Below are 25,782 nucleotides of genomic sequence, written 5' to 3'. Positions count from 1 at the left end.
TCGGGCGAGGTAGCCGTGCACCCGGCCTTCGATGCGATCCGGCGAAGACCCGGTCGCTCGAGCCTGGCGTCGCTCGGCATCGGTCTTGCGGCCGCACTGGTCGTCCTCCTCCTCGCCCTTTCCTCGGGCATCCAGACGAACTCGACCCAGCTGGCCACATCGAGCGGCATCGATCTGCTCTCGACGAGCGCGAACACGAGCCTCTCCTCGTCGACCTTCCCCCCCATCCTGCAGGCGCACCCCCTCTCGAAGCAGATCCCGGCGACCGACTCCAACGTCGAGGTCGCGAGCCCGTGGCTCCTCAGCGATCTCGTGTTCGGGAATGCGTCATTATGGGCCGCCGCGAACAGCTCTCAAAACGGCAGCGCGATCCCGAGCGCGTGGGCCCTGACCGGATCGGGATCCGTGGGCTGGATTCCCTCCGACAACACCGGGATCGAGGTCCCGACGCTCTACTCCGGACCCGGGTTCACCTACCCCGGAGATCCCCACTACGCGAACGGGACGTACAACGGCCCCGCGACCGGCGAGGTCGTGCTCGATCAGGGCCTCGCGTCGGTGATGCATGTGGACGTGGGCGACCTCGTGTGGGCGAGCCCATCGTCTGCCTCGGGTCCCACGCAGGTGCAAGGATGGTATGCTCAGGCGACGGGGTTCCGGGTCGTCGGCATCTCGGGGCCCTTCTGGCTTCTGCCATCGGCGTTCCTCGGGTTCTTCTACCTCTCCGAGCTCCAGACGATGCTCGGAAGCGCGCACGCGTCGACGGACTACGCCTCGCTGATCCTCATCCACCTATACAACGCATCCAATCCATCCGCGGACGCGACCCGGATCGCAGGAGCGTTCCCCCAACTGAGCGTCTTCACGCTCCAGAGCATCCTGGGGGCCATCCAGGACGCGGTCTCGCTCTACCGCACGTTCGGGGAGATCGTCGGCGCGATCGGTCTCGTGGTGGCGGCGCTGTTCACGACCACCGTCGTCCTGATGAGCGTTGACGATCGCTCCCGGGAGATCGCGCTGCGTCGCGCGATCGGCCACACGCGAGCCTCCGTCGGGCGGATGGTCGTGGAGGAATCGGTCCTCCTCTCCCTCATCGGTCTCGCGATCGGATTGCCGCTCGCCTTCCTCGCCACCAACGCGCTCAACATCATCCTGCTCCAGCGAGTCAGCGGGCTCCCGGCCGGGTTCTCCTTCGTCTCCTTCGATTTCGGGGTGATCGGGACAGGCGTCGCGATCGTCGTCGCGATAGGCCTCGTCGCCGGCATCGCGCCGGCCGCCCGGGCAATGCAGCTGCCGATCGCCGAGGAGCTGCGCGCGCCATGAGATCGATCTCCTGGCGGAGCCCGACCCGCCACTCCCGCCTACAGATCGTGCTCGCCGCGATCGCGATCGCGGTCGCGGTAGCCCTCCCCGTGATCCTCGTATCGGTGGGCGGAGGAGTGTCGGCGCACGAGATTGCCCAGTTGCAGCAAACCGGGTACGTGATCTCGGTGTCGTCGGCCGGGATGCACGGGGTCTCGTTGTCCCATGGGCTCGTTTCGGAGTTCAATGCGATCCCGCGCGTCGCGGCCTCCTCCCCGGTGCTCAGCGTTCCGATCGACATCTACGCCGGAGGCATCACCCCGACCGCGGTGCTGGCGGAGGGGGTCATCCCCGATCAGTTCACTCCGACCCTCGGCCCATCCGAGGCCGGCCTGTTTCCGTCTCCGCTGCCGCTCGGCGATCCGACCGACCTGATCCACTACGCCAACGGGACGTACGCGGGGCCGACGACCCTCGATGTCCTCATCTCCACCCCGTTCGAGGCCGCGTCGGGCATCCGGGTCGGCCAGTCGATCGTGCTGTCGCCCTCCGCGAATCAGAGCCTCGGTACCGCCTACCGCGTCACCGGGGTGTTCGGAGTCCCGCCATCCCTTCTGGGCCCGACCGGGGCGTTCGCCGTGATCGTTCCCCTGTCCGATCTCCAAGTGCTGACGGGCTGGGCGCGGACGAGCGCGACTCCCTCCTCCCTCCTCGACGCCTCGGACACGGTCCAGGTCGCTCTGAGCGGGACCGCCGAGAACGATCCGTCCCAGATCAATGCGGTCGCCGCTCAGATCCAGTCGCTCGTCCCGTACTACGGCGTCACCACCCAGCTGCAGCAGGCGCAGCAACTCGAGAACGCCAACGCGATCCTGACCGGGTTCTATCTGGCCCTGTCCTCCGTGGGTCTTGCGGTCGGGCTCATCTTTCTCGCCATCGTCCTCATCCGGCGCGTGGAGTCGGAGCGTCGTTCGATCGGGATCCGCCGGGCCCTCGGTCTGCCGCCCCGCTGGATAGCGGTCGGCATTCTCGCCCGCGGAGAGGCTCTCGCGGCGGCCGGGATCGTCGGCGGTACGGCGCTCGGGGTGATCGTGATCTCGATCCTCGCGGCGTACGGGACGGGCGCCGTGAAGCAGGCCGCGTCGCTCGCGACGTACGACCCGATCCTGCTCGGCTTGATCGCGGCCGGCGTGCTGGCGCTCGCCTGCCTCGCGAGCGGCCTCGCCGCGCGCTCGGCGATGCGCCTGGACATCGTGGAGGCGCTGCGATGAACCCGCTGAGCCCGGCTCCGACCATCGAGATCGTCCGGGTGTGGAAGCGTTACCTTCCTTCGACGACCCCTGTCGATGCCCTCCGAGACATCTCCTTGACCCTCGAACCCGGGGAGCGGGTCAGCGTCGCGGGCCCGAGCGGATGCGGAAAGACGACGCTGATGAACATGCTCGGGCTGCTTGACACCCCGACCGCCGGAGAGGTCCGGTGGAACGGACGGCCCGTCGGAGGGCGCTCCGAGCGAGAGCGGGCCCACCTGCGCCTGACGGGGATTGGATTCATCTTTCAGCGCTTCTACCTACTCCCCACGATGACCGCCCGCGAGAACATCGAACTGCCCATGCGCGCCGCCGGTGTGGACCGGGCCGAGCGTGCCCACCGGGCGGACGAGCTCCTCGAGGAGGTAGGTCTCGCTCCCCGCGCGGGCTCGTTCCCGCATCAGCTCTCCGGCGGAGAGGAACAGCGCGTCGCGATCGCGAGGGCGCTCGCGAACCGTCCGGGCCTCTTGCTCGCGGATGAGCCGACCGGGGAGCTCGACAGCGCAGCGACGGAGACCGTCCTCGCCCTGATCGACTCGGTCGGATCCGCTTCCGGCGCGACCGTCGTGACCGTCACCCACAATCCGGAGGTGGCGGCCCGCTCCCACCGGCACATCACGATGCGGGACGGCCGGGTCGTCGACGATCGTCGGGAGGAGTGAGCGATGAGCCGGATCGCCATCCTGCTGAACGACCGCTGTCACCCCAAGGAGTGCCAGTGGGAGTGCGCGGAGTACTGCCCGGTGAACCGAATGGGGCAGGCCTGCATCGTCGAGGGGCCCACCGGCAAGCCGATCATCTCCGAGACCCTGTGCATCGGTTGCGGGATCTGCATCCACAAGTGCCCGTTCGACGCGATCAAGATCCTCAACACCCCCGAGGCGGACGAATCGGAGATCGTGCACCGGTACGGCTACAACGGGTTCCGCCTCTACCGGCTCCCCGCGCCTCCCAGCAAGGGGATCACGGGACTCCTGGGTCCGAACGGAACCGGGAAGTCCACGGCGCTCCGGATTCTCGCCGGTGTCGAGATCCCCAATCTCGGAGACTACACGAAGCGTCCGGAGTGGGAGGCCGTCGTCGAGCATTACCGCGGGACAACCCTGCACGCCCACTTCCAGAAGATCGCTCGGGGCGAGTTGCGCACGGTGGTGAAGCCGCAGTACGTGGATCGGATCGCGGATGAGCCGATGACCGCGGAAGCGTATGTGGCGGCCGGCGGAGGCGAGGCCGCCCCGGCCCTCGACTCGGTCGGGCTGAGCGCGAGGGCCGAACGACCTCTTTCCGAGCTCTCGGGCGGAGAGCTCCAGCTCGCCGCGATCGCGCGGACGCTCGCCACCGAGGCCGATCTCTACCTCTTTGACGAGCCCTCGGGGTACCTCGACATCGTCCATCGCCTCCAGATCGCGCGGACGTTGCGCCGCCTCGGCGAGCGCAAGAGCGTTCTCGTGATCGAACACGACCTCGCGCTGCTCGACTACCTCGCCGACCAGGCGCATCTGCTGTACGGGGAGTCCTCGGCCTTCGGGGTCATCACGCGCGCGATGCCCATGCGCACCGCGATCAACACCTACCTTCAGGGCTACCTGCGGGAGGAGAACGTCCGCTTCCGCACGGACCCGATCCGCTTCGTCGCGCATCCGCCCAAGCCCACGACCCGCCTCGATGCGATCGTGTCGTTTCCCCCACTCGAGAAAGAGTTCCCGAAGTTCCATCTCTCCGTCGGCGCCGGGAGCCTCGCGAAGGGGGAGACCGTGGGAATCGTCGGGCCGAACGCCACCGGCAAGACCACCTTCGTCCGCATGCTCGCCGGGGTCGAATCCCCCACCCGGGGCGCACCTCCGGCCTCGGTGACCGTCAGTTACAAGCCGCAGTACCTCCGCGCGACCCACAAGGCGAGCCTACGCGAGCGGATGGTGGCCCTCGCGGCCGATCCGACGTTCGACGCGGCGCTCTTCGAGCGCGACTTGGTTCCCGGCCTTCACCTGGACGAGGTGCTCGACGTCGCGCTCCCCGATCTCTCGGGCGGAGAGCTCCAACGGGCGGCCGTGGCGCTCGCCCTCGCGCGCCCCGCGCAACTCTATCTTCTGGACGAGCCCTCCGCTTATCTGGACGCCGACGAGCGCATGTCCATGGCGCGCCTGATCCGACGCCAGGTGGAACGCCAAGCGATGTCGGCCCTCGTCGTGGACCACGACGTGTACTTCCTCGACATCGCGTGCGACGCGTTGATGGTCTTCTCCTCCCGCGATGCGGGCGCCGCCGGTCTGGGCGAGGGCCCCTTTCCGATGCGGGAGGGGATGAACCGCCTCCTGCGGAACATCGACATCACCTTCCGCCGCGACGCGGAAACCCTACGCCCGCGGATCAACCAGGAAGGCTCGGCCCTCGATCGAGAGCAGCGGTCGGCGGGCGAGTACTACTACGAACCACTTTCCTGATGACGGACGCGAATGGCCAGCGATCCGTGTGGTGGTCCGTAGTCTCTTCCGACGCCGATCTGCACAATCGAAGTTCTACGGGTCGAAAGAGCGCTGTCGCCCCTGAACCGACGCACGTCCAAGAGCATCGTGTGCGGCGCAGGCTGGAGGGTCAGGGCGGAGACACGGAGCGGGCCTAGCGGAGAATATAGGTCCGCCAGCGCTTAGCGAGGCGTGCCACTCTCCGCTGTTTCCCGTCAGTTTCTCACCTCAGCTCTGGTCCATCTCGCGGCGGCAGGTGCCGTGTTGCTGCTGGGCTCGGGAGTAGGGGCACTCACCGTGCGTTGGGACTTTCTCCTCTGGCTTCTCCTCATCGGCTTCGTCGGGTTCACAACGGCCGGATTCGCTCTCCACCTCTTTCCGACGATCGCTCGGCGACCCCAGCCACCCCCATGGGTTGCTCAGGCTGCGTTCCTCCTCGCCGAGGGGGGACTCGTCCTCGGGGCCGTCGGCCTCTCCGAAGCGACCTCACCTCCAATCCCGGGATGGGTCTTCTCCCTCGGGGCGATGTTGTTCCTGGGCGGCGTGGGAACTGTTTCCGGTCTCTTCGCCTACGGACTCTTTCAACCCCGGGTGGAGACTCCCGGTCCCGAGGCCCGGCCGGGCGATGCCGTCACGGTTCCCCTCTTTCTTGCTTCGTGGGCATCAGCGGTGAGCGCGGGAGGGATGTTCGTCCTTTCCGGATTTGCGGAGGGGCCCGGGTATGGCTGGTGGCTCGGCGCGGTACACCTGTTCGTCCTCGGGCACGTCATTCTCCTCATCACGGCGGTCAGCCTCCGCCTCGTGCCCCGGTTCCTGGGCGCAGACGTTTCGCGTCCGCTGGTCTACCTGCTCGCCGGCCTCGCCATCGCGGGCGCGATCCTCGTTCCCAGCGGTATGCTCGCAACCCCTCCTCTCCCGACCGGCGACATCGTCGTCTTCGCGGCGCCCGAGGCCGCATTCGGGATCCTGTTCGTTTCCATGCTGATCATCCTCGTGAGGCGGGCCCGGACTCGTCGTGCCGAGGCCGGCCTACACCTGATGGGAGCGACGTTCTTTCTGGTCGGTGGAGCGATCGGCCTCTGGATGGTCTCCGAGTCGAATTACACCTTGGTCATTGCCCACGCACTCGTCAACGTCCTGGGCTTCGTGGGGCTCATGATCCTGGCCATGTGGTTCGGGATGATCGCGCCGTTCCAGCGTATCTCCCACGCCTGGACCCGACGCATGCTCTGGGCGCTCTCCGTGGTATGGGTTGCCGGGGTGGCCGCCGCCGCAACGGCGGGCGCCCGAGGATGGGTAGGTACCAGTTGGTTGGCGCCGTTCTCGGGGGCCATCCTTCTCGGAGTGGCCATTGCATGGGGGGTCGGTACGGTACCGGTCCTTTACAGGGGACTCAATCCCCTGCCGGGACTGACCAGCGAGGAGATCCGGACCATTCGAGAAAGATGGAGCAGCCGATGAACCACACGAACGAGCTGCCGTCGCATCTGCTGTCGAACGACCACCGAGAACTCAACCTGAAGTTCGAGGAGTTCCAGGCGACTCCCGTATCCGCGGCGGCTCAGCGTCGCGGACGCTTCGAGCGGTTCGCGACCGACCTGAGTCGCCACATCGAGGTCGAAGAGCGGCTTCTCTTCCCCGTCTTTGCGGAAGCGGATCCCTCCCGTCGCGCCTTGGTCGACCGGATGCTGGACGAGCACCGACGGATCGAGGAGGTTCTGCGAAGGATCCGACTCCGGCTGGACGAAGGGCTGGCGTCGACCGAGGATCTGGAGTTCGAGCTCGTCAACGTCCTCTGGGCTCACAACGCTCGCGAGGAAGATGCCGTCTACCCTTGGTTCGACACGCACCTTTCCGACAGCGATGCAAGGGCGGTGCACCGGGAGCTCGGGGAGCCCGAGCAGAACCGGCACGAGCCGTAGGGGTCCTCCCGAGGAAGCCGCACATTCCTCAGAACCCAGACACGGTTCTTGAGGACAGTAGCCATCTTCAAGGTCGACGGCACATTCGATGCGACCGGAGCGGTTTGCCCGCCGGAGGGAGGGTGGCCCGGAGGCGGGGAATGTCCTGACCCCGCCGTCAGAGTGGGACGTCGCGGGTCGTGACGCCCGAGAAGAGGTGGAGTCCTCGATCGTGACGCACCGAAAGTGTGTCGCGCGACAAATGATTCAATAGTCTCTCATCCGTGCAGGCAACCCGTATGAGCATCCAAACCAAGCGGGTCTATGAGCCACCCGCGCCGACCGATGGGCGGCGCTACCTTATCGACCGACTCTGGCCGCGGGGACTCAAGAAGGAGAGTCTCCGTCTCACAGAGTGGCTCAAGGACCTCGCCCCTTCGCCGGGACTTCGTACTTGGTTTGGGCACGACCCCCAGAAGTACCCCGCCTTTCGGAGACGCTACCGCACGGAACTCGGGAAGCACTCCGACCTACTCGACCGACTCGTGCGGGAAGCGCGCTCCGGGGTCGTCACCCTCCTCTTCGCTGCGCACGACGCCGAGCACTGCAATGCCTCTGTCCTCCGAGAGTCCCTCGAGGAACGCCTCCGGGGTTGAAGGGGAGACCGGCCACCGGCTGAGGTGAGGGCCGAGTCTTCGTGGAGGACGTTGGATGCTCATCGTGACCATGGTGAAGATGGTTCCCGATCTCCAGAAGATGCTCTTCGCTCCCGCCGCGAAAACGATGCGGCGCCGGGTCCGACCTGTAGCTCAATCCGTTCGACGTACGGGTGGCTCTTGTAGCTCCGACGCGGGTGCGATCGGAAGACACTCCGCTCATCGTAGGCCCGGGTCCGCCCGACCGGGTGACCGTCGGATCCCACGCGAGGGAGTCGGAACTGCTGTTATCACGCGTCGACGCAGAGGCCGTGGGGACTGGCGGAAACTCTCGGACCCCCGTGTGAAGGAATTCCGTGCTAGCAGCGGGACAGGACCTCCATGACCGGCGTTATCCAATCGCTTCGTATTGACCGTACGGAATAGAGAGGGAAGATGAGGAACCAGAACGTCAGCCCGGCGAACGAGTGGACGCGGGTGAGGTTGAATGCGCTGGCCAAGACGCACTTCCGTAGCCAACACGAGGTGCTAGAGAGCGTGATTCGCCGACTGGTGGAACGTCACGAGGAGGTCTGGAGGGCTCAGCCGCCCGGATCCTACCGTCCCACCGCTCCGATGTACGCTCTTGCGCTCCAGTGGGAGCTCGACAAACTGGGTCCGAGGTGTTCCGTGTGCGAAGGGGAGGTGGCTCTACCTACCGGCCCTTCGTCTCGTGCCCCGCAGGGATCTTGTCTCAGTTTGGCTCTTCGGTTGCCTCTGGTTGCCGGGGGGTTGAACGTTCCCCAGAACCTCGCCCTCTGCCATGCCGGTTGCATGCCGGGCCTGGGGGGATGAGATCCGTGGACGTCAAGGTCCAAACCGAGAAGTGCACGGGTTGCCGGCACTGCTTCGACGTCTGCCCCGTGAACGTGTTCGTGATGCACGTCCGCACCGAATTCCCCGATGTTATAGACGATGCCGAGGTCGCGGCGAAGTTCCAATTCCGTGCGGAGAAGTCCGTGGCCGAGCAGGGCCCCGACTGCATTCTCTGCAACGCCTGCTTAACGGAATGCGAGGGTTCTTGCATCACGATCTGGGACGACGAGGGGAAGACCTACCAGTCGGTCTACAAGTGAGTCGCACGCCCGAGCGGCGCGTGTTACGGCACCGAGTGGTAGTAGTAGAACGAGCAGAGCCGCCTGGTATCCGGAGAGGGTGGGCCCGAGACGAGCTCTCGCATTCCTCCCGCAGACCGCTCCGCCCTTCTTCTAACGATAGCCATGGATCGGTCCGGGCACGAGGATGCCACGCGCTGTGGGAGACCGGCGGCTGTCAGCAGAAGAAAGAGACGGACGACTGATTCGAGATATCGACGCGGCAATCTTCGCTGCGGCGTCTTATTCCTTGCAGGAGGAGCGACCGCTCATCTCACGATCGAACTGGTCTGGACACGCTAGTTCATTCGTCCGGGTCGAGAAATTCGACGAGTTCCCCGGAACGAAGAGGCGTCGCTCAGTCCGTCGTTCGATGCTCGCCTGAGGTCGTGGTCGCGACCCTTGACCGGGACCGAGAGAGATGAACGAAGGGAGCAACCGTCGCGAGTGCTCCGAGCCCGAAGATCAAGAACGAAGCCGCGACCAACCCCAAGAAGACCTCCGGTGCAGCGGACCCGGGCGCTAGAAGGTCCGCACCGAAGAACCCGGCAAGCCCGACGTTCGCCAGAACGAAGTGAAGCCGTGGGAGATACAGCGGTCGAAGACGGACTCCGAGGTGGTTAGGTATGATGATGACGCTCACCCCGGTGATCATCATTCCCACCCAGCCGAAGAGGGCGACCAGGTCCCGATCGTCGAACAGGCGGCTCGGCACAGAAGCCGCTCCTCCGAGGATCGACTGGGCACTCGTGACGAGCACGACGCCGCACACGACGAGCAAGTACACCATGCCGGACGCGATGAGTCGCAGGCCATCCGAGGAGGGGACGGCGCGGTGAATGGGTGGAGCCACTGCGGATGGAAGCAAGTCGAGCCTCACCGGGCATCCTCTGGGATCGGTCCGCAGCAGCCACCGGACCCACGACCTGCAGTCGTTTCTCTTTGCGGCCCGAGACCCCCCTCATCCATCCACATGGGGAGCGCCTTTCCCTCGTGCGCCAAACACTTCTCGTGGTGCGCCGGGCAACAGAAATCGACCTTTAGACGGATGGTCCGGTCCTTACTGAAGTTCGGCGATTGGGGAGCCACCTGCCAGCCTAGAGGTACCTCGATTCCCAATCGGCCATCGTTCGAGGATACCACGTGCGACTCGGCGCTCGCCTCGCAGTTCGCCCGGCTGCAGCGCACGGTCAACCCATGCCCTGGCGTTCCCGGTGCATGCTCCAGATACCGGACGATGTGCCCATCCAAGTCCGCGATAGCGGAGGATGTCGCCTCGAACGCCGCGGAGACTCGAGAAGCAGCACCGTCGGGGAGCGCGGCCCGGAGGCAGGAGAGGGGGTAGTCATTCTCGTAAACCAAGCTCTGGTGGTCCTTCTCTGTCAGGTCGGCCAACGCCTGGGATAGTCGTGCCCTGGCTTCCTCAGGATCGAGTGTGAACTCCTTCAGCGCCTCCTGGGCCCGGGCGATCCTATCGCCTTCCGTCTGGTGATCGTTGGCGATCGCATCGAGATGCTGAAAGCAGGTGCTCATCGCCCAGGGCCTTGCCTCGACCTTCAGGTCGACGTCGACTCGAGCGGCATGCACGGTGCGATACTGCTCGAGGAGGCGGAGTCCTTCGCTGATTTCTCCGGGCGGTAGGTTCCGGCCCTCCTTCAACACTATCGCCATCTCCGCTAGACGCTCGATCAACTTCTCCGCGACGTCGTTCTCACGCTCTAGCTCGTCTAGTGGGTCCTGTGCTTCGATTGCGTTCATCGTTTTTTCTCCGTGGGACTTTCGCGACGGTATGGTTGTGTCGTCGGTTAAGGCGCGGACCTAGAGGGTTCGGCGGACGATGCTCCGGCGAATTGGATTCCCCGATTCGACTTCCGGGGGCTCCGAAACGAATATGCCCTCCCCGGCGGCTCGCGGGGCATGGTCCCTCGCGCCCAGCTCGCCCGGTCGCGGGGGACGACCCGACGGGTCCATCCGACGAAAGCCCCCCAGCCCGTTCCCGGGCCGACGCGCATCTGTCGCTTGCGGGTGCCCCTCCCGGACTCCGCTTGGATTGCCCGCTTCTCCCGGGAGCACCCCGACGTGACCATCGAGGTGCTGAGCAACCTTGACCTGGGGGCGCGTCGGAGCCTCAGCGAGGTGCGCCTCCACGTAACCGAACCCGGCCCTTGGGCCGACCAGCTCCACGCCATAGACCTGGTGGAAAAGGTGGAGTTCCTCACGTCCGGGCCCCGGGAGGTTCACCTCCGAGTGATCCACCGCACCTCCCCGTTCATTCCGATTTTCCGGAAGCTCTACCTGCTGCGACGCTTTCCATTCACGATACGGGCCGGAGAGGCATCGTGGGTCGTGATCGCTTCGGAGCAGAAGATACGCCAACTCCTCGACCAGTTGTCACAGCGCGCACCGGGAGTGATCCTCGAGTCGGTCCGTCACTCAGAGGTCACGACTGGAAGAGAGGCGCTCACTCCTCGTCAGGCCGAGTTGCTCCAACGGGCGATGGCGGCCGGATACTTCGACGTTCCCCGCAAGATTACCCTGACCCGTCTTGCCGCCCAGGAACGGATGGCGGTCTCAAGCCTTTCCGAGGCGTTGGCAATCGTCGAGAAGAAACTGCTCGAGCGCTGGCCGCCGGGGAGCTAGGACGCCCCTCACGCGAGGGGGCAACGGCCGTCCACCGAACCGTTTCGGCGCACCGGTAAGCCGCTGGCCGCCTTGTCCAGTATCATGGAGACACCGCGCAAGAGGGAATTCACCCTTGAGTCGAACCGGATCATCGTACCCTCGGTCCACGTCCTAACCTTCCGTACGGCCCGGGATGACAGCTTCGCGTTCGCTCCCGGCCAGTACGTTACCTTCTACCTCTCGAGGGCGGGGAACTCGATCACCCGTTCCTACTCGTTCTTCTCAGCGGCCGGGAAGGTCGGGCAGTTCGATCTGCTCATCAAGCAGGTCCCTGGCGGATACGGCTCGACCTTCCTCTGCGGCCTCGCCCCCGAGAGCCACCCGACGCTGAAGGGGCTAGCTCCACTGGGACGCTTCCTGCTGGATCCTCCCGGAGATAGGACCGCCGTGTTCGTGGCGACCGGGACGGGGCTCGCCCCATTCATCCCCATGCTGGACGATATCCGAGCTCACTCCCCCCAAACCCCCACCTGGCTCATCTTCGGCGAGCGCTTCCGGGAGGATCTGTTCTACTTCGACGAGATGCGCGCACTTGAGATCGCTTGGCCGGCGTTCCACTTCGTACCGGTCCTCTCGCGCCCTCCGGCAAATGGGACGTGGCACGGTGCCGTTGGCCACGTGGAAGGAGCTCTGCGCGAGCGATTCCCAGACTTATCGAACTCGGATGTCTACGTCTGCGGCGTCCCGGCCATGGTGAACGAGACCCAGGAGCTCGCGCTCCACCTGAACTGCCCCAAGGACCATGTCTTTGTGGAGCGGTACTGAACGGGGGCCCGCGACCGAACCCCCGGCTTCCTTAACGGACGAGCGGCAGCTCGGAGGTCCGAGTACCCTCGAATGGGGAATCTAGATCGCCACGGTCTCGGAGAGGAACCGTTCGATGTTCGCCTCGAGCGCCGCCCGGGTCCCCGCATGATCCGAGAACCGGTTCGAGAGGCGGTTCTCGGCGTCTTCGGGTAGCGCTGACTCCAGGCAGATGAGCGGGTACGCCTCCTCGTAGGTGGCGGCGTCATGGTCCCTGCTTGCGAGGTCGATGAGCTTGTCGCCGGCTGCCCCACGGCAGGATTCGTCCCCGGAAGCCCATCTGCCGATGAGGGCGAGGAGCTCCCGCGCTCGAGCCCGCATCTGTTCATGGTTGGTTCGCATCCGGTCCAGGTGCTCAAAGCAGCCCGGCATCGCGACGCCCTGCGCTTCGGGGCGGAGTTCGCGGTCCATCTGCGAGGCGTGAACACGGTGAAGGTACGCGTCTAGCAGGCCGACTCCGAAGCGGACGGCCTTGGCATCGACTCGCTCCCCCGACTTCATCCGGTCTCCGAGTTCCACGAGTCGTTCCAGCAGGCGCTCGGCGACCTCGTGCTCCCGGTGCAGTTCCTCTAGGGCTCCGGCCGGCTTCGACATGAGTTCGCTGACGAGGTCTGCCCCCGCAAGAGGCAGAGACTTCTCTCGGCAAGAAGGGAAGACCGAAAGGGTTCGGCCGCCCCGGATCTTTTCGGTCGGTGTCCACCGCGAGAGGATGAGAGGGTCCGCGCGGGCTCGGGAAGTTCCGACCGAACCCATTCGGATTCCGCTTCAAGGGTTTCCAGAGAGTACGGTCGCTGGGAGGGAGAGCGATGTCCCACGATTGCCGGTTCTGCATTTGCGTCTCCTGCTATCCATGGGAAGAGGGGGTCCACAACTTCCGCCATCCCTATCGCGCGGAAGCGTGCGACTGCGATCACTGCCCTCGGGAACGCCCACCCTACCCGGACTATCCTCTCGGGCGGAGTTGGAGACGGGCCGTCCCACCTTCGGATTCGATGGTGCCTGCCGGTTCTCCTGGGGCGCGCTCGGAGCCTTATCCTCCCGCGTCCGGTACGTAGGCAGCCTACGGAAGGACATCAGCCATTGACGAGCCAATCCGGACCTGAGCGGGCCGCCGGTGCCGGTCTCCGAAGCGGCTCGTTGCTCAGAATCGCGTTCTTTACCGACAGCTTCCTGCCCACGCACGACGGCGTTGCGGGGACCACGGCCGCACTCGCCGCGGAACTCGCCGCCCGCGGCCACGAGCTTTCGGTGTTTACAGTCCGGTTGCCGGGGCAGAAGCGACGGGAACGGCTCGCGAACGGTGTGACCGTGTACCGACATCTGTCCCTACCGGCTCCGAGCTACCCTCAGTACCGCATCGCACTCTTTCCGTGGCCGTCGTTTCTTTCCGGAGGACATCGCTTTGACGTGGTCCATGTTCACACACCCGGGTTCGTTGGACTCGCCGGTTGGCTCGCCGCTCGATGGTGGCACGTCCCCAAGGTCGCTACGTACCACACAAACCTGACCGACATGTTGCGGGGGGCGGGGACGAGTCGGCTGTCGCGCGCGTTCTACCGGGGATGGGGAAGGTTCAGCGTTGAACTTTGCCGTTCGTCCGATCTAGCGACCGCACCAACGGTGGCGGCGGGGGCGGCCCTCCGCGCGCCAGGGCGGTCCCACCTCCACGCGCCTCCTCGAATCGTGGAGAACGGGATCGACACCACGACCTTTCGACCGGGGATCGCCTCTCCCGACTGGAGGGCCCGATGGGGCGTGGAGGGGGTTCCGCTGATCACGTTCCTCGGGCGACTCACCCGGGACAAGGGGGTCCATCGATTCCTCGACGCGGTTGAGCGACTGGGAACTGCGACGCGTTGGCTGGCCGTCGTGGCGGGTGAGGGACCCGAGCGACCTTCGATGGAAGAGCGGTTGCGCCCCGGGACTGCCCTGTCCGCACGCGCCCAGTACCTGGGGCCGGTGCTCGAACGAGAGAAGGCAGCCCTGCTCGCGCAGACTCAGATCTTTGTGCTTCCCTCGCTGTCCGACACCTCGTCGGTGGCCCTCCTCGAAGCGATGGCGTCGGGGGCGGCATGTGTGGTCACGTGTCGAGGAGGTCCCGGCGAGATCGCACGCGAATCGTCGGCAGGTCTCATCGTCGATCCTCAGGACCTTGGAGCACTGACCGCGGCGATCGAGCTCCTGCTCAACGACGGGATCCTCGCTCGCGAGTTTTCCGAACGCGGCCGAGCCTGGGTCATCGCGCGTGCGTCCGTGGAGAAGATGGCGACGGAGTTCGTGAATTCCTACCTCGCGGTGCTACGGGCCCCTAAGGCTTCGCCACTTTCCCCGGAGATCAGAGCGAAGCGAGAATGACCATCACGATCACAATCAAGATGGCGGTCATTAGGGTCAGCGCTTCGAGGACGTGATTGAAGCGCACGAGGGTCGTCAATTGCGGCGACGGGGTTCTCCGGCTTCGTAGGACCCGGATCCTCGGCCCCACCACGAAAGTGTGCAATCCCGCCGAGATCACCATGAGCGCGGCTACAGCGAAGCTCGTGACGATCCACTCTGCCCCGGGAATCCCGGTCCAGTTCTCCGCCGGAGGCGTGTACCACGAGAGGTTGGCGAGCCCGGTCGCTAGGGTGGCGGCTAGCGCCGGCCACATGACCCACGCGAAAGCCCTACCGACCTCAGAGATGACCCGAGATACCGTCTCCGGCTGGTTCGGAAACGACCTCCGAATGCCCCAGACGGCGATCGCGAGAGAGATGTTGCCGCCCACCCAGATTATGGCCCCCAACACATGGATCACGAGAATCAGTGGAACCCATTCGAACATCCGGACCCCTTCCCATCGAACGAGGCTGCACCGCCGCGTTCTTACCGCGGCCCCTTGACCAAGTCGTGCATCAGGATCGAGCGGCGAAGAGAGAGTCTCTTCTCGTGGCACGGTCCGGGTTTACACCCGTGGGTCGGTAGCTACGCGCGTGGAATCTCATCGACCGGCGACACTCTGGGTGACTATCTGCCCTCCGCTCGAACCTGAGCGGCTTTCTGGCGTCGCCTCCGGTTTCTACCTAGACTTGTTCGAAGGACCTTGCCGTGCGCTTGGCGTCCGTCTCGAAGCGCCCTCCCCTCGCTCTTCGCCCCTCCCGCAATCGCCCGCACGCGTCCTACTTCCATATCGTGCGGAACGGATCGCCCGCGTCGTGTGAGGGCTCAATCCTCCTTCAGACCCACGTTCGAGATCTACGGGCACGATGAGCCGGAGGCTTCCAAACCCATCCGCCATCCCGCTCGCTCGAACACCGAAACGGTTCGGCGAGGGCTTGTAATCCAAGCCCGGGATATCCCTGTCGGCGAGGGAACATGGCCAAAAAGGAACTTGCCTTCCGCTTCGAGGTCACGACTGCGGCCCGGGATGCGATTGCTGCGGCCATCGCCCGGAGTCCGCCTCCCGCGATCGTGCGGCTTGGGATACTCCCCGGCATGCACCCGACAGTACAGATGTACCTATCGAGGCCCCGGTCGGGAGATGAGACCCTCGACTTCGGCGCGGCGCGGCTGGTCGTGGACACGGCCAGTCGGGTCTATCTCGACGGTGCGACCGTGGATTTCCATGAGGGGTCCCCCCAGCAAAGTTTCTCGATCGTAGGCCCCCACTTCAGCACCCATCCGCCGGTATCCTCTACATCGGACCGAACGGTGGAAGGGCCGGGTTCGACCCCCGCAGCCGTCGACTCGGCAGGGGTCCATCGCACCGAGAACGAGCGGGAACGCCAGCTCCGGGAGGCCCTCCGGCGGGTCTATGATCCCGAGATCCCGGTCAACATCTTGGACCTGGGCCTAATCTATGACATCGAGTGGCCAGAAGATGGAAAAGTGGGCGTTCGGATGACCATGACTAGTCCAGGCTGCCCGGTCGCCGGCATGCTCCAGGACGAGGTCAAGGCCGTCGCCGAGAGGATCCCGGGCATTCGCGAGGCCGTCGTCACCGTCGTATGGGATCCCCCTTGGGGGCCGGAGAAGATGAGTCCGGCGGCAAAGCGCCAGTTCGGCTACGCGTAAGGGCCCCGATTTCAAGTCCGTGTGGGCCGGTACGATGGCGACGAGTTCACGGAGGAACTCCACCTCTGCTGAGAGACACCTCAAGGGTAGAACGTCGAAGCATCCACGCCGTAGGCCCGTCGGAACGGAATGCGTTCATAGAGGTAGAGCGCGGGAAGGAGTGCTCCGAAGAGAACGATTGCGACGACGTTGAACAGGCCGGCCCATTCGCGCAGGACCGGAAGGCTGCCGAAGTCTGCATAGATTCGAGCGGCCAGGGAGGTGTACAGGAGTGCGACCGGAAGGTAGAGGACTCGATGGAATGGGAGCCTCTTGCCCAGAACCGCGGGCAGAATGATCAGAGAATGGGCAAACACCAGCGAGAGGACGAAGCCCAGGAAGACCGCATGGAGGCCCGCATCGTAGGAGAATCCGAGAAGGATTCCGCCCTCGGAGTACACGATCCCTCCGCCCACAAGGAGCCACGCATAGCCGCTGAGCAAACAGAACGCCGTGAATCGGGGAAGGCCGGGTCGCGAAAGGTTCTGGTACGCGATGTCGTGGAACAACAGCCAGACCGCGACGAGGATCCATCCTGAGGCTACCACCAGAAACCCGGACGCGAAAAAGAGGGCGGAGAGGACACATCCGAGGAGAGCGAGCGCGACCGAGATTGCGAACGTGAGTTTGTCGAGCATGTTCAGGCGGAGAACCCGGCTCAGTTCCAGCCTCTCGGCCCCAAGCAGGAGGACCAGGAAGGTACCCCACCACGGGATCAGGAACGGGATGTCGAGCCCGCTCCAGCCCAGGACGTTGCCTCCGACAAGGCAGGCGGCGCCCAGGACCTGGACAACGGTGTGCAACGCGGGCTGGCGTCGAAGGATCACTAGGAAAATCAGCAGAAGGGCCACCGCACCGCTGGTGATGACCGGAAAGGCGAGGGCGGCGTCCCCACTCAGAGCGAGCGAAATCGCACCGACGGCGGTGAGCAATGGGGCGAGATAGAAAACTCGCTGTTCAAGCGCTACGGCCCGCTCAATGCCGATAAGGCTCGCAAGGACTCCGTTCACCATCAGAACGCCGTGGGCGTCCGGGAGCGAAGTACTGAGGAGCGGGATCGGCCACCCGATTAGCCACAGCGCCGCCCAGAGGCCCAGCGCCAACGCGAGGAGTGTCAGGGCGATGCCTAGGAATCGGACCCGAGAGCGCGTTACCACGGGAGGTCCCACGCACCGTCCGAGGGAAGATCCTACCGACCGCGGCCCCGCCGGCCGTCAGGGGATAGTGTGGAGAGGTGTCCGGTCCACTGCGGACCCCTGCTTGCCGATTCGCACACGCCAGGTTTTCGGTCCCTGTTCGAGGTACTCCCAGGAAAACTGGCCAGTGTATTCGGCCTGGAGCTGGTAGAAGAGCGGCTTCGGGTCGTGGTCATTCACTAGCACGAAGGATTCCCCGAACTCGAGATTGGTGAATGTTCCGAAGATGCGAGGATGGCGCTCGGCGGGGCTTACCCCCCGGATGTCCAGCACGCGCTGGCCGCCTTCGGCTGGTTCCCCTTTGAGACCGGCAACGACACTGCTGCGCTCGACCCCGGACATGTCTTCCCCGTCCCTGAAGGCATGGAGACGCGGCTTCGAACTAAAGGACGTGCCGAAACGTTTCGGAGTTCCGGTAAGGCGGCACCGGCCGGCCGAGGCTCTCCCGCTCCATGGACCGGTTCGTAATCTCACCGCGAACTGAGGACATGCCATCTTCTCTCTGACGGCGCGGAGGGTCATGCCGCCCTCCTGTATCCGAGTCTGAGGTGCTCCTCAATGGGAGGCATCTGCGTAGAGCGGGCCGTCCACAAGAAGACCGTAGTCGCGGTTGCTCTCGGCTCGAAGGACAGGAGGATTCAGCAGGCAAAGTTTGGGCCGACCGATTCCGAGATGGTCAGCTACTTGGCCGGGCTCGGGGTCGTCGCGTCGATGTTCGTTAGCCGAGCCTAAGGCATCCCAGCACGGGCATCTTCCAAGGATGACCGGGGCTAGGATCGCCTGACGGTAATCCACTCCAAAGTAAGCCACTGGCCCCGGCACGGCTCTCACTCGCGGAGCCGATTCCGGCCGGCAGGGTTGATCCCGGGGGACGGTTCTCCCGTCGCCCCGGGGAAGTGGTTCGTCGCCTTCGGTGGAGGACCGGAGCGACTACGTCGGCACGTCTCGATCAGAGAGTTGGCGATGTCGCGGTCGGAATAGTCGGGCCGGATCAGCGACGAAAAGGGCCGGGCTCTCGTCAGTCGGCGAGTACTACTACGAAGCACTTTCCTGACGCTGCATGTCCTTGGCCACCGCTGGTTGAGGAGGAGTTGCGACTCTCCCTATGGGGAGGATCCTCGTCCCTCGAGCCCGGGCCGCGGCGTCCCGTAAGTCCGGGTGCAAAGGGCGGAATGGTTAACCGGGCCGTCGGCATGAACGTCGTCGAACACCACGGAGGTTCCTATGCCGACGACGGTCGCTTCGCCTGTCAGGGTCGGCAAGGTGGACAGGGTTCTCGTGGTCGGTGCCAGCGGTTTCCTGGGTCGGTCGGTCGTTCGAGCCTTATCGAGGGCCGGCCACGAGGTGCGAGGCCTCGTCCGCGACCCACTCAAGGGGGCTCGCGTCACAGAGGATGGAGGAACCCCGGTGCTGGGGGACATTCTGGACGTTCCCTCCCTTCTAATGGCCGTGTCGGGCTGCTCGGGGGTTATCCATGTGGCAGCGAACCCTCCGGTGGGAGAGGACCCGACAAGAGTACGCGTTGAGGGTGCCCGGAATCTCGTGGAGGTAGCTCTACGGGAAGGGGTATCTCGTCTCGTGATCGGCTCAGGATATTGGGTGTACAGCGGTCAGCCAGGGCCAATCGGTGAGGACTCACCCGTCGATCCTCGGGGCGAGTCGCAGATCAACTACGACGCGGAGCGGGCCGGTTTGGAAGCGAACACGCAGGATGGTTTGGAGGTGCTGGCCGTGCGTCCGGGGATGGTCTATGGGAACGGGTCGTGGTTCCGCTACATGGCAGAATCGATCCGGGTCGGAGATTACAGGGTCGTCGGCGAAGGGGCGAACCGCTGGTCATTCATCGACCGGTGGGATACCGGGTCAGCGTTCCGCACCGTTCTCGAATCGGGGTCGGCCGGTGAGGTGTACAACGTCGTGGATGGGCATCCGGCCCCCCTTCGCGAGTTTGCCGATTTTGTTGCCGCCGAACTCGGCGCACCACCCCCGCGAAACCTCGCCCTTGAGGAGGCGGTGCGTGAGATGGGAGAGACGGTCGCGCGACATCTCGCTGCCGACCGGCCCACCTCAAACGCTAAGCTCAGGGAGCTGGGCTGGAGGACGCAGTACTCCAGCTATCGAGCAGGTGTTCCCGGCCTCCTCCGCGAGATGTTTCCCCGCGGCGGGGGGACCGGGTAGAGAGAACCTTCCTGTTGATTCGGAGTCGCGGGCTCGCAGATCTCCGTCCGATTGATGCGGGCGCCTCCCTCCCTCCTCGAGGAGAATGTCCCGGAGGCCGATACCGATAGAAGTCCCGATGAAGTGGAATGCGGTAGAGTCACGGAATGGAGGCAGTACCCCTCAGCGTGGTCATCGTCACGCGAGATCGTCCCAGGCGGTTGACAAACCTGCTCCAGGACTTGCGAGTCCAAAGTCGAGCCCCGATCCGGGTCGTGGTGGTGGACGACTCCGATCCGCCTGTTCCCTGGGATCGAGCGTTTCCCGATTTGCCACTGATTGTGATCCGCTCCGAGCGTAGGCTCTTCATCTCACGCGCGAAGAACCTGGGAGCTGCCCGGACCGGGACCCCCTACGTGGTCTTCATCGATGATGACAATCGCCTCCCACCTCAGCTTCTCGCAGAACTCGCTGGCACGCTCGATCGAGATCCGCGGTGTGGCGCGGTGATGCCGGCGGTCCTCTATCATCGCCGTCCCGCGCTCATCTGGGTGTACGCGACCCCATTCCGCACGGATCGGTGGGGATTCTCCTTGGTCGGTCGAAACCGCCCGCGGCGCCCGGACCTCGAAGGGAAGCTCCTCGATACTGACGCCCTCCCGAACCTATCTATGGTCCGCTGGGATGCCTTCCGCGAGGTCGGCGGATTCGACGAATGCTTGCCGGTGAACAGCTCAGCGGACTTTTGCCAGCGCCTGAAGAAGGCCGGCTGGTACGTCTGCGCGAATACGGGTATCCTCACGGAGCACGATGTGGAGCCGCCCGGAATTCCGGGATACTGGGCCGAGCACACGGTGGGTGACCCCGCACGCGCGCGCTTGGAGGTGATGGACTGGCTCCGATTCCACCGACGGTGGAACGGTACTCGTCCGCTCTTCGTGGTACGCGCGAGCTACCACGCCCTCGGGTTCTTGGTCCCCAAGATGCTGGCCGCGATCGTGCGCCCAGATGGCCGACCCATGGCTCTTTTCATCGCGCTCATCCAAGGATATCATGAAGGTCTACGGCCGTCCTCCACAAGCCCACCCGATGGGAAGGGAGTGTGAGTGCCCCACCCGCCGGCCCTCGCTAGCCCGGTCGCAAGGGTCTGCGCTCGTCCTTGTAGAATCCTGCGAGAAGTAGGGAAACAGACCTCCGATGTGAGTCCTCTTCGGTCGCCTCGATTTCAATGGCGGCGCGAGCCAGAAAACCGCGACACCAGATTGGATCCGTCGCTATCGACAGGTGGTGTCCCGAATCGTTCTAGCGCGAGACCGCGGGCCCTGCTCGCGAGCGCGTCTGCCGTGGCGGAGGCGGTGATATACCCGCTTAGACATCCACGGCACAGACGAACGCCTATCCTTCCACCATGACCTCAACCCTTCGTACCTACATGCGGTCGTGCCGGATCCTCGGGAAATCGGAGCGACCTCTGTGCATGAGCGATTTGTGACCTCTGAGCCGGGGGAGCCGGATCTCCTCCAGCTCCTCCTTGCCTCCGGGCGGGTCCCGTTGCGGTTCGTTCGAGAATCGACCACGATATTTCTCGTCGCTTCGGATCCTTCAGCGGTGTGGCCGGTCGAGGTTCTGCGACGTGGAATGGCTCGCGTCCATGTTTCGGCAGGGACGTTAGAGGGAGCCCCCTACCTCCTCTCCGCTCCGGAGGAGAGGGCTCGCGTGTTGGGGCTGTTCCGATTAAAGTACGGGGACGCGGCTTCTGCCCGCTGGTTCGAACGGTCCGATCGCGTCCTACGCATCGAGTTGGGATCTCCCGAAGTCCGGCCGACCCCCGACGGAGTCTCGTACCTCCGCTGGCTGACCGCGGAGTTCGATAGCATCGCGCCGGAATATGACGAACAGATCGCCACCAACCGGATCAGCTGTTTGCTCCGCGAGCGCTCGTCGCGCCTCCTCGAGGAGTGCTTTCGCTCCTCCTACCATCTACTAGAGATCGGTTGTGGCACGGGCCTGGAGACCCTTCCCCTGCTCGAGGCAGGCCATGAGATTCTCTGTGTGGACATCTCAGAACGCATGTTGGAGATCGTCCGGTCCAAGGCGCGCGCTGCCGGGGTCGGGGAGCGGTTGCGGACCCGGCGACTTGGCGCGTCCGTGCTATCGACATTGGAAGCGGAGTATGGACCCAGAGCGTTCGAAGGGGGATACTCGACCTACGGAGCGCTCAACTGCGAGGCCGACCTGCGGGCGGTGTCCGCCGCGTTAGGGACCCTGCTCCGCCCGCCGGCTCGATTCGTAGCGGGGGTCTACAATCGCTGGTGCCTGTTCGACATCATGGCGTACGGTCTCTCGGGGCGATTCCGTCAGGTGCAGGGCCGTGTACGAGGACACGTCCGGGCTGGGTTCTCCCGCTTCCGCGTGGACGCGTACGCCTATTCTCCCGACGAGTTTCGCCGGAGCTTCGAGGAGGAGTTCTCAATGGAATGGCTGGAAGGAGTTACAGTCCTCCTCCCGCCGCCGAACCGAGCGAAGTGGGTCGAACGGTTCTCGCGACGCTTCGACCTCCTTGCGCATTGGGACGAGCGGATTGGTCGCTGGGGGCCGTTTCGATCTCTCGGGGACTCTTTCCTGATGGTCCTCTCTCGCCACGATACGCATGCGGCGAGCGCAGGCCCGTGATCGGTCGGGCGTAGGGCCACCGACGCGCCTGGAAAGGGACCGCGGGACGGATCGGCGGTCACCGGGCAGACGCCCCCCTCCGCTCGGCGGTCGTCGGGTGGATGCAGTTCTGTCCGCCGATCTGCTATATGTCAGAATGTCTGTATCGCTTCCGGGCCTATGGTGCGGCGCTGGATTGCGGAACATCACACTATCAAGATTTTGATGGAACCGGGGGGCGCAATCGTCGGCTTCACGATGAAGCGGTATTCCTACCTCCTTTTCGTGAGCCGAACGTTCTTCGGGATTAAGCGAGTCCGAACCCAGGATCGAGTCGTGGCTCGCGCGGGATACAGCACGCCCCAAGTCCTCGAACTGATTTCCACGCTCTATCCAAACGGCGCATAGGCCTACCGCACTGCCGCCATCCCGCTTTCGTGGCGCGCCTTCGCGCTCCCCTCATGCGCAGGCCATCAACATGGAGACCCTGCCTCGCAGCACTCCGATCCCATGTCTCTCCGAGCGACTTGGCAGCGCGATGGACCAGGAGCAGGTCGATGGCTTCGGCGGGCACCCCGCGCCGGTACGATTGTCGTTTTGCCGTGCGGCCGTCAAACACCGCGCCCGAGTGACTCACAAAGTCGCACTACGCCCCCTTCGGGGAGCGCGGAGCGCGGCGTCGCCACGGCGAGCCGGTAATCCGTTATCCGAGCTCTTCCCCACACCCCGGCTTTGTTTTGAAGAACGCAGGCTCCGAAACCCCGCCGGGGGATATCCCCGCAACCCGGGCTGCGTTTCGATTCGCAGGGCGTGGTGGTCATCTCACTGTGGGGCCACCCCGCATCGCCTATGAGGCGGGCGACGCTGAGCGTGTCATTCACGTCCATCAGAGCCTGGACCCAGATGCGTCACGGACGAGTTCGTGGAACAGCTCGAGAAATTTCGGGATCAAACGCGGCCAGCTGAAATCGAGTGCCCGCGTGCGCCCACAATCGCCCAGCCGGGTCCGAAGCAAGGGATCGGAGGCCAGCCGGTCGAGGGCGTGGGCTAGGGCCGAAGGATCTCCCGATGGGACCAGCGATCCCGTGACCCCGTCCGCTACGACCTCCGGAATGCCTCCAACCCGTGTCGCGAGCACCGGTAGGCCCGCCGCCATCGCCTCCAACAGCACGATCCCGAACGGCTCAAAGTGGGAGGGGAGAACGAAGAGGTCCGCCGAGGCGTATTCGCGCCGGAGGGAGTCCTGGGGTACGGCGCCCGTCCAGATGATCACGTGGTCGATCCCGAGTCCCGTTGCCAAAGATCGAAGGGCAGTAGCTCCTCCCCAGTCTTCCCCGACCAGTCGAACCGATACCGCCTCCGGTCGTTCCAGCAGAGCCACTGCACGAAGGAGATCGTCGAGTCCCTTCTGCTCGGGGTCGATGCGGCCGACGTAGAGGATTGTGACCGGACCGGCATCGGGCCTGGGACCGCGCCTCGGGAGGAAATCCTCCGTTCCGATCCCGTTGGGAATCACCCGAATCCGTTCGCGATCCACTCCGAGGGTCGCCAACGAGATGGCCTCGCTCTGGGTCAGCGCGACCACCCGGTCTGCCCCGGCTAACGTCCCTCGTGCCACCGCTCGAGCGTAGAGTCGGGAGCCCGATCCTCCGTCGAAATGCGGAGTGATGACCAGTGGCAACCCTCGGAGTTGCTGGGCCAGGCGCCCGGCCCACGTAGGGAAGAAGCCGAAGGCGTGGGCGTGGACGATTGCGTGAGTGAGGCGCAGGGCGTCCCACGCCATGCCGGGAGCAGCGATCCCGAGTCCGTGGGGGGCCGGAAAGCCGCGGAACGCTCGATGCCGCCGTACCGGAAATGGGAGCGGTTCCGACGCGGTGAAGAGACGCGTGAACGGGCGGTCGCGGTAGAGATCCGACGTAATGACTTCTACCGACGCTCCTGTCCGGTGGAGGTTCGTCGCCAGGTCCTTCACGTGCCGCTCGACTCCCCCGATGGCTGGGGGGAATCGTTGGGTGAGTTCCACGATGCGGAGATCGCTCCCCGCGTGGGGAACGCCCGGTCCGTTCACGGTTCGGAGGGCCGAGCGGCGAGCGCGGCGGATTTCGTCCACGGCCAAAGCCACGGGACGGGACGAGCGCCGTCCCGTACCAGCTCGACGATCCACTGGACGAGGCTCAACGTGACGACCACGTCCAGGATCTCGAGCGCCCAGGATCGGACGGTCCCGTAGACGGAACTCTGGTCGAAGTTGCTGAGCGTGGGCCAGAGATTGGTGTCGAGCGGGGTGACGAATCGGGCTCCGAGGTCGTTGTTGATGAGCAGGAAGACCAGCGAGAGCAACCAGAGGTAGACGAGGTACGATCGGCGGTCCGGATGGAACGCCGCGCTGTCGAGGGCCATCAGGGCAAAGATGTAGATCATGTACTGTTCGTAGAGGCCCCAGCGCAACAGCAGGAACACAGTCGTGACGAGCATCATGGCGCGCAACTCCGTCTGAGGGTCGTTCGGGCGGATCCACCGAGCGGCCACATAGCCGGCCAGGATCGCGCCGGGCACCCACAAGTAGGAGAACAACGTGAACAAGTGAGGGACCGTCGAGAGGACGGTCACCAAGGGCGCCGCGGTCAGCACGCCCGCGAGGTTCATTCCACCGCCCCCCCCAGCACTTTGGGATTGTCCGGTCGACGTGATCCCGCCGAACCCCCACCCTTCCGCGGTGAGCACAAGGACGGTCAACGCGACCGGGACGGCAAGGGCCACGAGGAAAGTTAACCGGCGCACGCCGCGCGCCCGGAAGAACTCGAGCGGGAGGTAGATCGCCGTGATCAGTTTCACGAAGATGCCGACGCCGTACAGGAGGTTTCGTTCGATCGGATTGCGGTACCAGAAACCGGCGAGGATCGCGGCGACCACGAGCGAATCGAACTGGCCCCAGATCGCCGAGATCAGGATCGCATAGGGGAAGAGCGACCAGAACGCGAGCGCCCCGAGCGCGGACGCGCTCCTTCCGGTCCAGCGCAGGGTCAGTCCGTACAGGAGCACCGCCGTGAGGGCGTCTCCCAGGATCGGCGGCTGCTTGATGAGGAAGTACAGGACGAAGCGATTACCGCCTCCGATTACCTCCCACAGCCGATAGATCTCCCCGAGGACGGCGGGCCAGAACGGAAGGTAGGCTGCCGACGGCAGATTGGTGTTCAAGAAGGCGAAGCTGACCGAGGGAACCGGCGGCCAGAACGACACGTACGGGTTGATGCCCTGCGCGGCGGCATGGCCCGTACGGATCCAGACCTCAAGGTCGTACGGGTTTCCGGTCCAGAACGAGAACGCCTCTCGAAGAAGGATCCCGGCGAGGAGAATCTTCCACGCCACCGCCGGAAGTTTCACGATGCCGACCTGCTTCGGGGATCGCTCGCCCCGTGGGTCGCGAACCCCGAT

At 64.9% G+C, this 25,782-nt stretch carries 24 protein-coding genes; 16 read left to right on the top strand and 8 right to left on the bottom strand.

What is annotated here, in order from left to right:
* The first annotated feature begins 15 nt into the window (after positions 1–15).
* The 8 genes from VMV28_06955 (at position 16) to VMV28_06920 (ending at position 8,746) form a co-directional block, all read left to right on the top strand.
* A complete protein-coding gene (locus VMV28_06955; GenBank protein ID HUZ80337.1) occupies positions 16–1,323 on the top strand; it encodes an FtsX-like permease family protein in 1,308 nt (435 codons plus the stop codon).
* A complete protein-coding gene (locus VMV28_06950) occupies positions 1,320–2,573 on the top strand; it encodes an ABC transporter permease (protein HUZ80336.1) in 1,254 nt (417 codons plus the stop codon). Before VMV28_06955 ends, VMV28_06950 begins: the two co-directional genes overlap by 4 nt.
* Positions 2,570–3,274: an ABC transporter ATP-binding protein gene (locus tag VMV28_06945; protein HUZ80335.1), complete on the top strand. Its 705-nt coding sequence runs from the start codon at positions 2,570–2,572 to the stop codon at positions 3,272–3,274. Before VMV28_06950 ends, VMV28_06945 begins: the two co-directional genes overlap by 4 nt.
* 3 nt (positions 3,275–3,277) lie before the next feature.
* Positions 3,278–5,053 carry a ribosome biogenesis/translation initiation ATPase RLI gene (locus VMV28_06940; protein ID HUZ80334.1) on the top strand — a complete coding sequence of 592 codons (1,776 nt, stop codon included), beginning with the start codon at positions 3,278–3,280 and terminating at the stop codon, positions 5,051–5,053.
* Between the two features lie 213 nt (positions 5,054–5,266).
* Complete coding sequence (locus VMV28_06935; protein HUZ80333.1) at positions 5,267–6,535, top strand: hypothetical protein; 1,269 nt, start codon at positions 5,267–5,269, stop codon at positions 6,533–6,535.
* Complete coding sequence (locus VMV28_06930; GenBank protein ID HUZ80332.1) at positions 6,520–6,996, top strand: hemerythrin domain-containing protein; 477 nt, start codon at positions 6,520–6,522, stop codon at positions 6,994–6,996. The genes VMV28_06935 and VMV28_06930 overlap by 16 nt, the downstream gene beginning before the upstream one ends.
* Before the next feature lie 278 nt (positions 6,997–7,274).
* Positions 7,275–7,631: a DUF488 family protein gene (locus VMV28_06925; GenBank protein HUZ80331.1), complete on the top strand. Its 357-nt coding sequence runs from the start codon at positions 7,275–7,277 to the stop codon at positions 7,629–7,631.
* An 839-nt stretch (positions 7,632–8,470) separates the two neighbouring features.
* Positions 8,471–8,746: a 4Fe-4S dicluster domain-containing protein gene (locus VMV28_06920; protein HUZ80330.1), complete on the top strand. Its 276-nt coding sequence runs from the start codon at positions 8,471–8,473 to the stop codon at positions 8,744–8,746.
* A gap of 376 nt (positions 8,747–9,122) precedes the next feature.
* Here the strand turns inward: VMV28_06920 and VMV28_06915 are convergent, their stop codons facing one another.
* Positions 9,123–9,554: a hypothetical protein gene (locus VMV28_06915; GenBank protein HUZ80329.1), complete on the bottom strand. Its 432-nt coding sequence runs from the start codon at positions 9,552–9,554 to the stop codon at positions 9,123–9,125.
* A gap of 86 nt (positions 9,555–9,640) precedes the next feature.
* Positions 9,641–10,522: a hypothetical protein gene (locus VMV28_06910; GenBank protein ID HUZ80328.1), complete on the bottom strand. Its 882-nt coding sequence runs from the start codon at positions 10,520–10,522 to the stop codon at positions 9,641–9,643.
* A 159-nt stretch (positions 10,523–10,681) separates the two neighbouring features.
* Here VMV28_06910 and VMV28_06905 point away from each other — a divergent pair, with 159 nt between their 5' ends.
* Together VMV28_06905 and VMV28_06900 are read left to right on the top strand one after the other, a co-directional pair.
* Positions 10,682–11,404, top strand: coding sequence for a helix-turn-helix domain-containing protein (locus tag VMV28_06905; protein ID HUZ80327.1), 723 nt, complete (start codon positions 10,682–10,684; stop codon positions 11,402–11,404).
* Positions 11,405–11,488: 84 nt separating this feature from the next.
* Positions 11,489–12,211, top strand: a complete 723-nt coding sequence (locus tag VMV28_06900; GenBank protein HUZ80326.1) for an FAD-dependent oxidoreductase — start codon at positions 11,489–11,491, stop codon at positions 12,209–12,211.
* An 81-nt stretch (positions 12,212–12,292) separates the two neighbouring features.
* On the opposite strand, the gene VMV28_06895 is transcribed toward VMV28_06900, so the two are convergent.
* The gene (locus VMV28_06895) at positions 12,293–12,844 is read right to left on the bottom strand and encodes a hemerythrin domain-containing protein (GenBank protein HUZ80325.1); all 552 of its coding nucleotides are present in this window, start codon (positions 12,842–12,844) and stop codon (positions 12,293–12,295) included.
* A 486-nt stretch (positions 12,845–13,330) separates the two neighbouring features.
* Between VMV28_06895 and VMV28_06890 the strand changes: the two genes are divergently transcribed.
* Positions 13,331–14,605: a glycosyltransferase gene (locus VMV28_06890; GenBank protein ID HUZ80324.1), complete on the top strand. Its 1,275-nt coding sequence runs from the start codon at positions 13,331–13,333 to the stop codon at positions 14,603–14,605.
* Here the strand turns inward: VMV28_06890 and VMV28_06885 are convergent.
* Positions 14,586–15,074: a CopD family protein gene (locus VMV28_06885; protein ID HUZ80323.1), complete on the bottom strand. Its 489-nt coding sequence runs from the start codon at positions 15,072–15,074 to the stop codon at positions 14,586–14,588. The two genes, VMV28_06890 and VMV28_06885, sit on opposite strands and share 20 nt — an antisense overlap.
* Before the next feature lie 530 nt (positions 15,075–15,604).
* Here VMV28_06885 and VMV28_06880 point away from each other — a divergent pair.
* The gene (locus tag VMV28_06880) at positions 15,605–16,303 is read left to right on the top strand and encodes an iron-sulfur cluster assembly protein (GenBank protein ID HUZ80322.1); all 699 of its coding nucleotides are present in this window, start codon (positions 15,605–15,607) and stop codon (positions 16,301–16,303) included.
* 80 nt (positions 16,304–16,383) lie between these two features.
* Here the strand turns inward: VMV28_06880 and VMV28_06875 are convergent, their stop codons facing one another.
* Together VMV28_06875 and VMV28_06870 are read right to left on the bottom strand one after the other, a co-directional pair.
* The gene (locus tag VMV28_06875) at positions 16,384–17,499 is read right to left on the bottom strand and encodes a hypothetical protein (GenBank protein HUZ80321.1); all 1,116 of its coding nucleotides are present in this window, start codon (positions 17,497–17,499) and stop codon (positions 16,384–16,386) included.
* A 57-nt stretch (positions 17,500–17,556) separates the two neighbouring features.
* Positions 17,557–17,808, bottom strand: coding sequence for a DUF2249 domain-containing protein (locus tag VMV28_06870; GenBank protein HUZ80320.1), 252 nt, complete (start codon positions 17,806–17,808; stop codon positions 17,557–17,559).
* A gap of 288 nt (positions 17,809–18,096) precedes the next feature.
* On the opposite strand from VMV28_06870, the gene VMV28_06865 reads away from it, so the two are divergent.
* From VMV28_06865 to VMV28_06850, 4 genes are all read left to right on the top strand, one after another.
* Entirely contained in the window at positions 18,097–18,270 is a 174-nt protein-coding gene (locus VMV28_06865; GenBank protein HUZ80319.1) for a hypothetical protein, read from the top strand.
* A 492-nt stretch (positions 18,271–18,762) separates the two neighbouring features.
* Entirely contained in the window at positions 18,763–19,716 is a 954-nt protein-coding gene (locus VMV28_06860) for an NAD-dependent epimerase/dehydratase family protein (protein ID HUZ80318.1), read from the top strand.
* 146 nt (positions 19,717–19,862) lie between these two features.
* Complete coding sequence (locus VMV28_06855) at positions 19,863–20,801, top strand: glycosyltransferase (protein HUZ80317.1); 939 nt, start codon at positions 19,863–19,865, stop codon at positions 20,799–20,801.
* 382 nt (positions 20,802–21,183) lie between these two features.
* A complete protein-coding gene (locus VMV28_06850) occupies positions 21,184–22,368 on the top strand; it encodes a methyltransferase domain-containing protein (GenBank protein HUZ80316.1) in 1,185 nt (394 codons plus the stop codon).
* An 865-nt stretch (positions 22,369–23,233) separates the two neighbouring features.
* Here the strand turns inward: VMV28_06850 and VMV28_06845 are convergent.
* Together VMV28_06845 and VMV28_06840 are read right to left on the bottom strand one after the other, a co-directional pair.
* Positions 23,234–24,415 carry a glycosyltransferase family 4 protein gene (locus tag VMV28_06845; GenBank protein HUZ80315.1) on the bottom strand — a complete coding sequence of 394 codons (1,182 nt, stop codon included), beginning with the start codon at positions 24,413–24,415 and terminating at the stop codon, positions 23,234–23,236.
* Positions 24,412–25,731: a glycosyltransferase 87 family protein gene (locus VMV28_06840; protein ID HUZ80314.1), complete on the bottom strand. Its 1,320-nt coding sequence runs from the start codon at positions 25,729–25,731 to the stop codon at positions 24,412–24,414. The genes VMV28_06845 and VMV28_06840 overlap by 4 nt, the downstream gene beginning before the upstream one ends.
* Positions 25,732–25,782: the final 51 nt, after the last annotated feature.

The organism is Thermoplasmata archaeon, assembly GCA_035532555.1.
GTDB lineage: Archaea > Thermoplasmatota > Thermoplasmata > Lutacidiplasmatales > UBA184 > Lutacidiplasma.
Note: the sequence above shows the minus strand (reverse complement) of the source record. Positions and strands in the feature narration are given on the sequence as shown.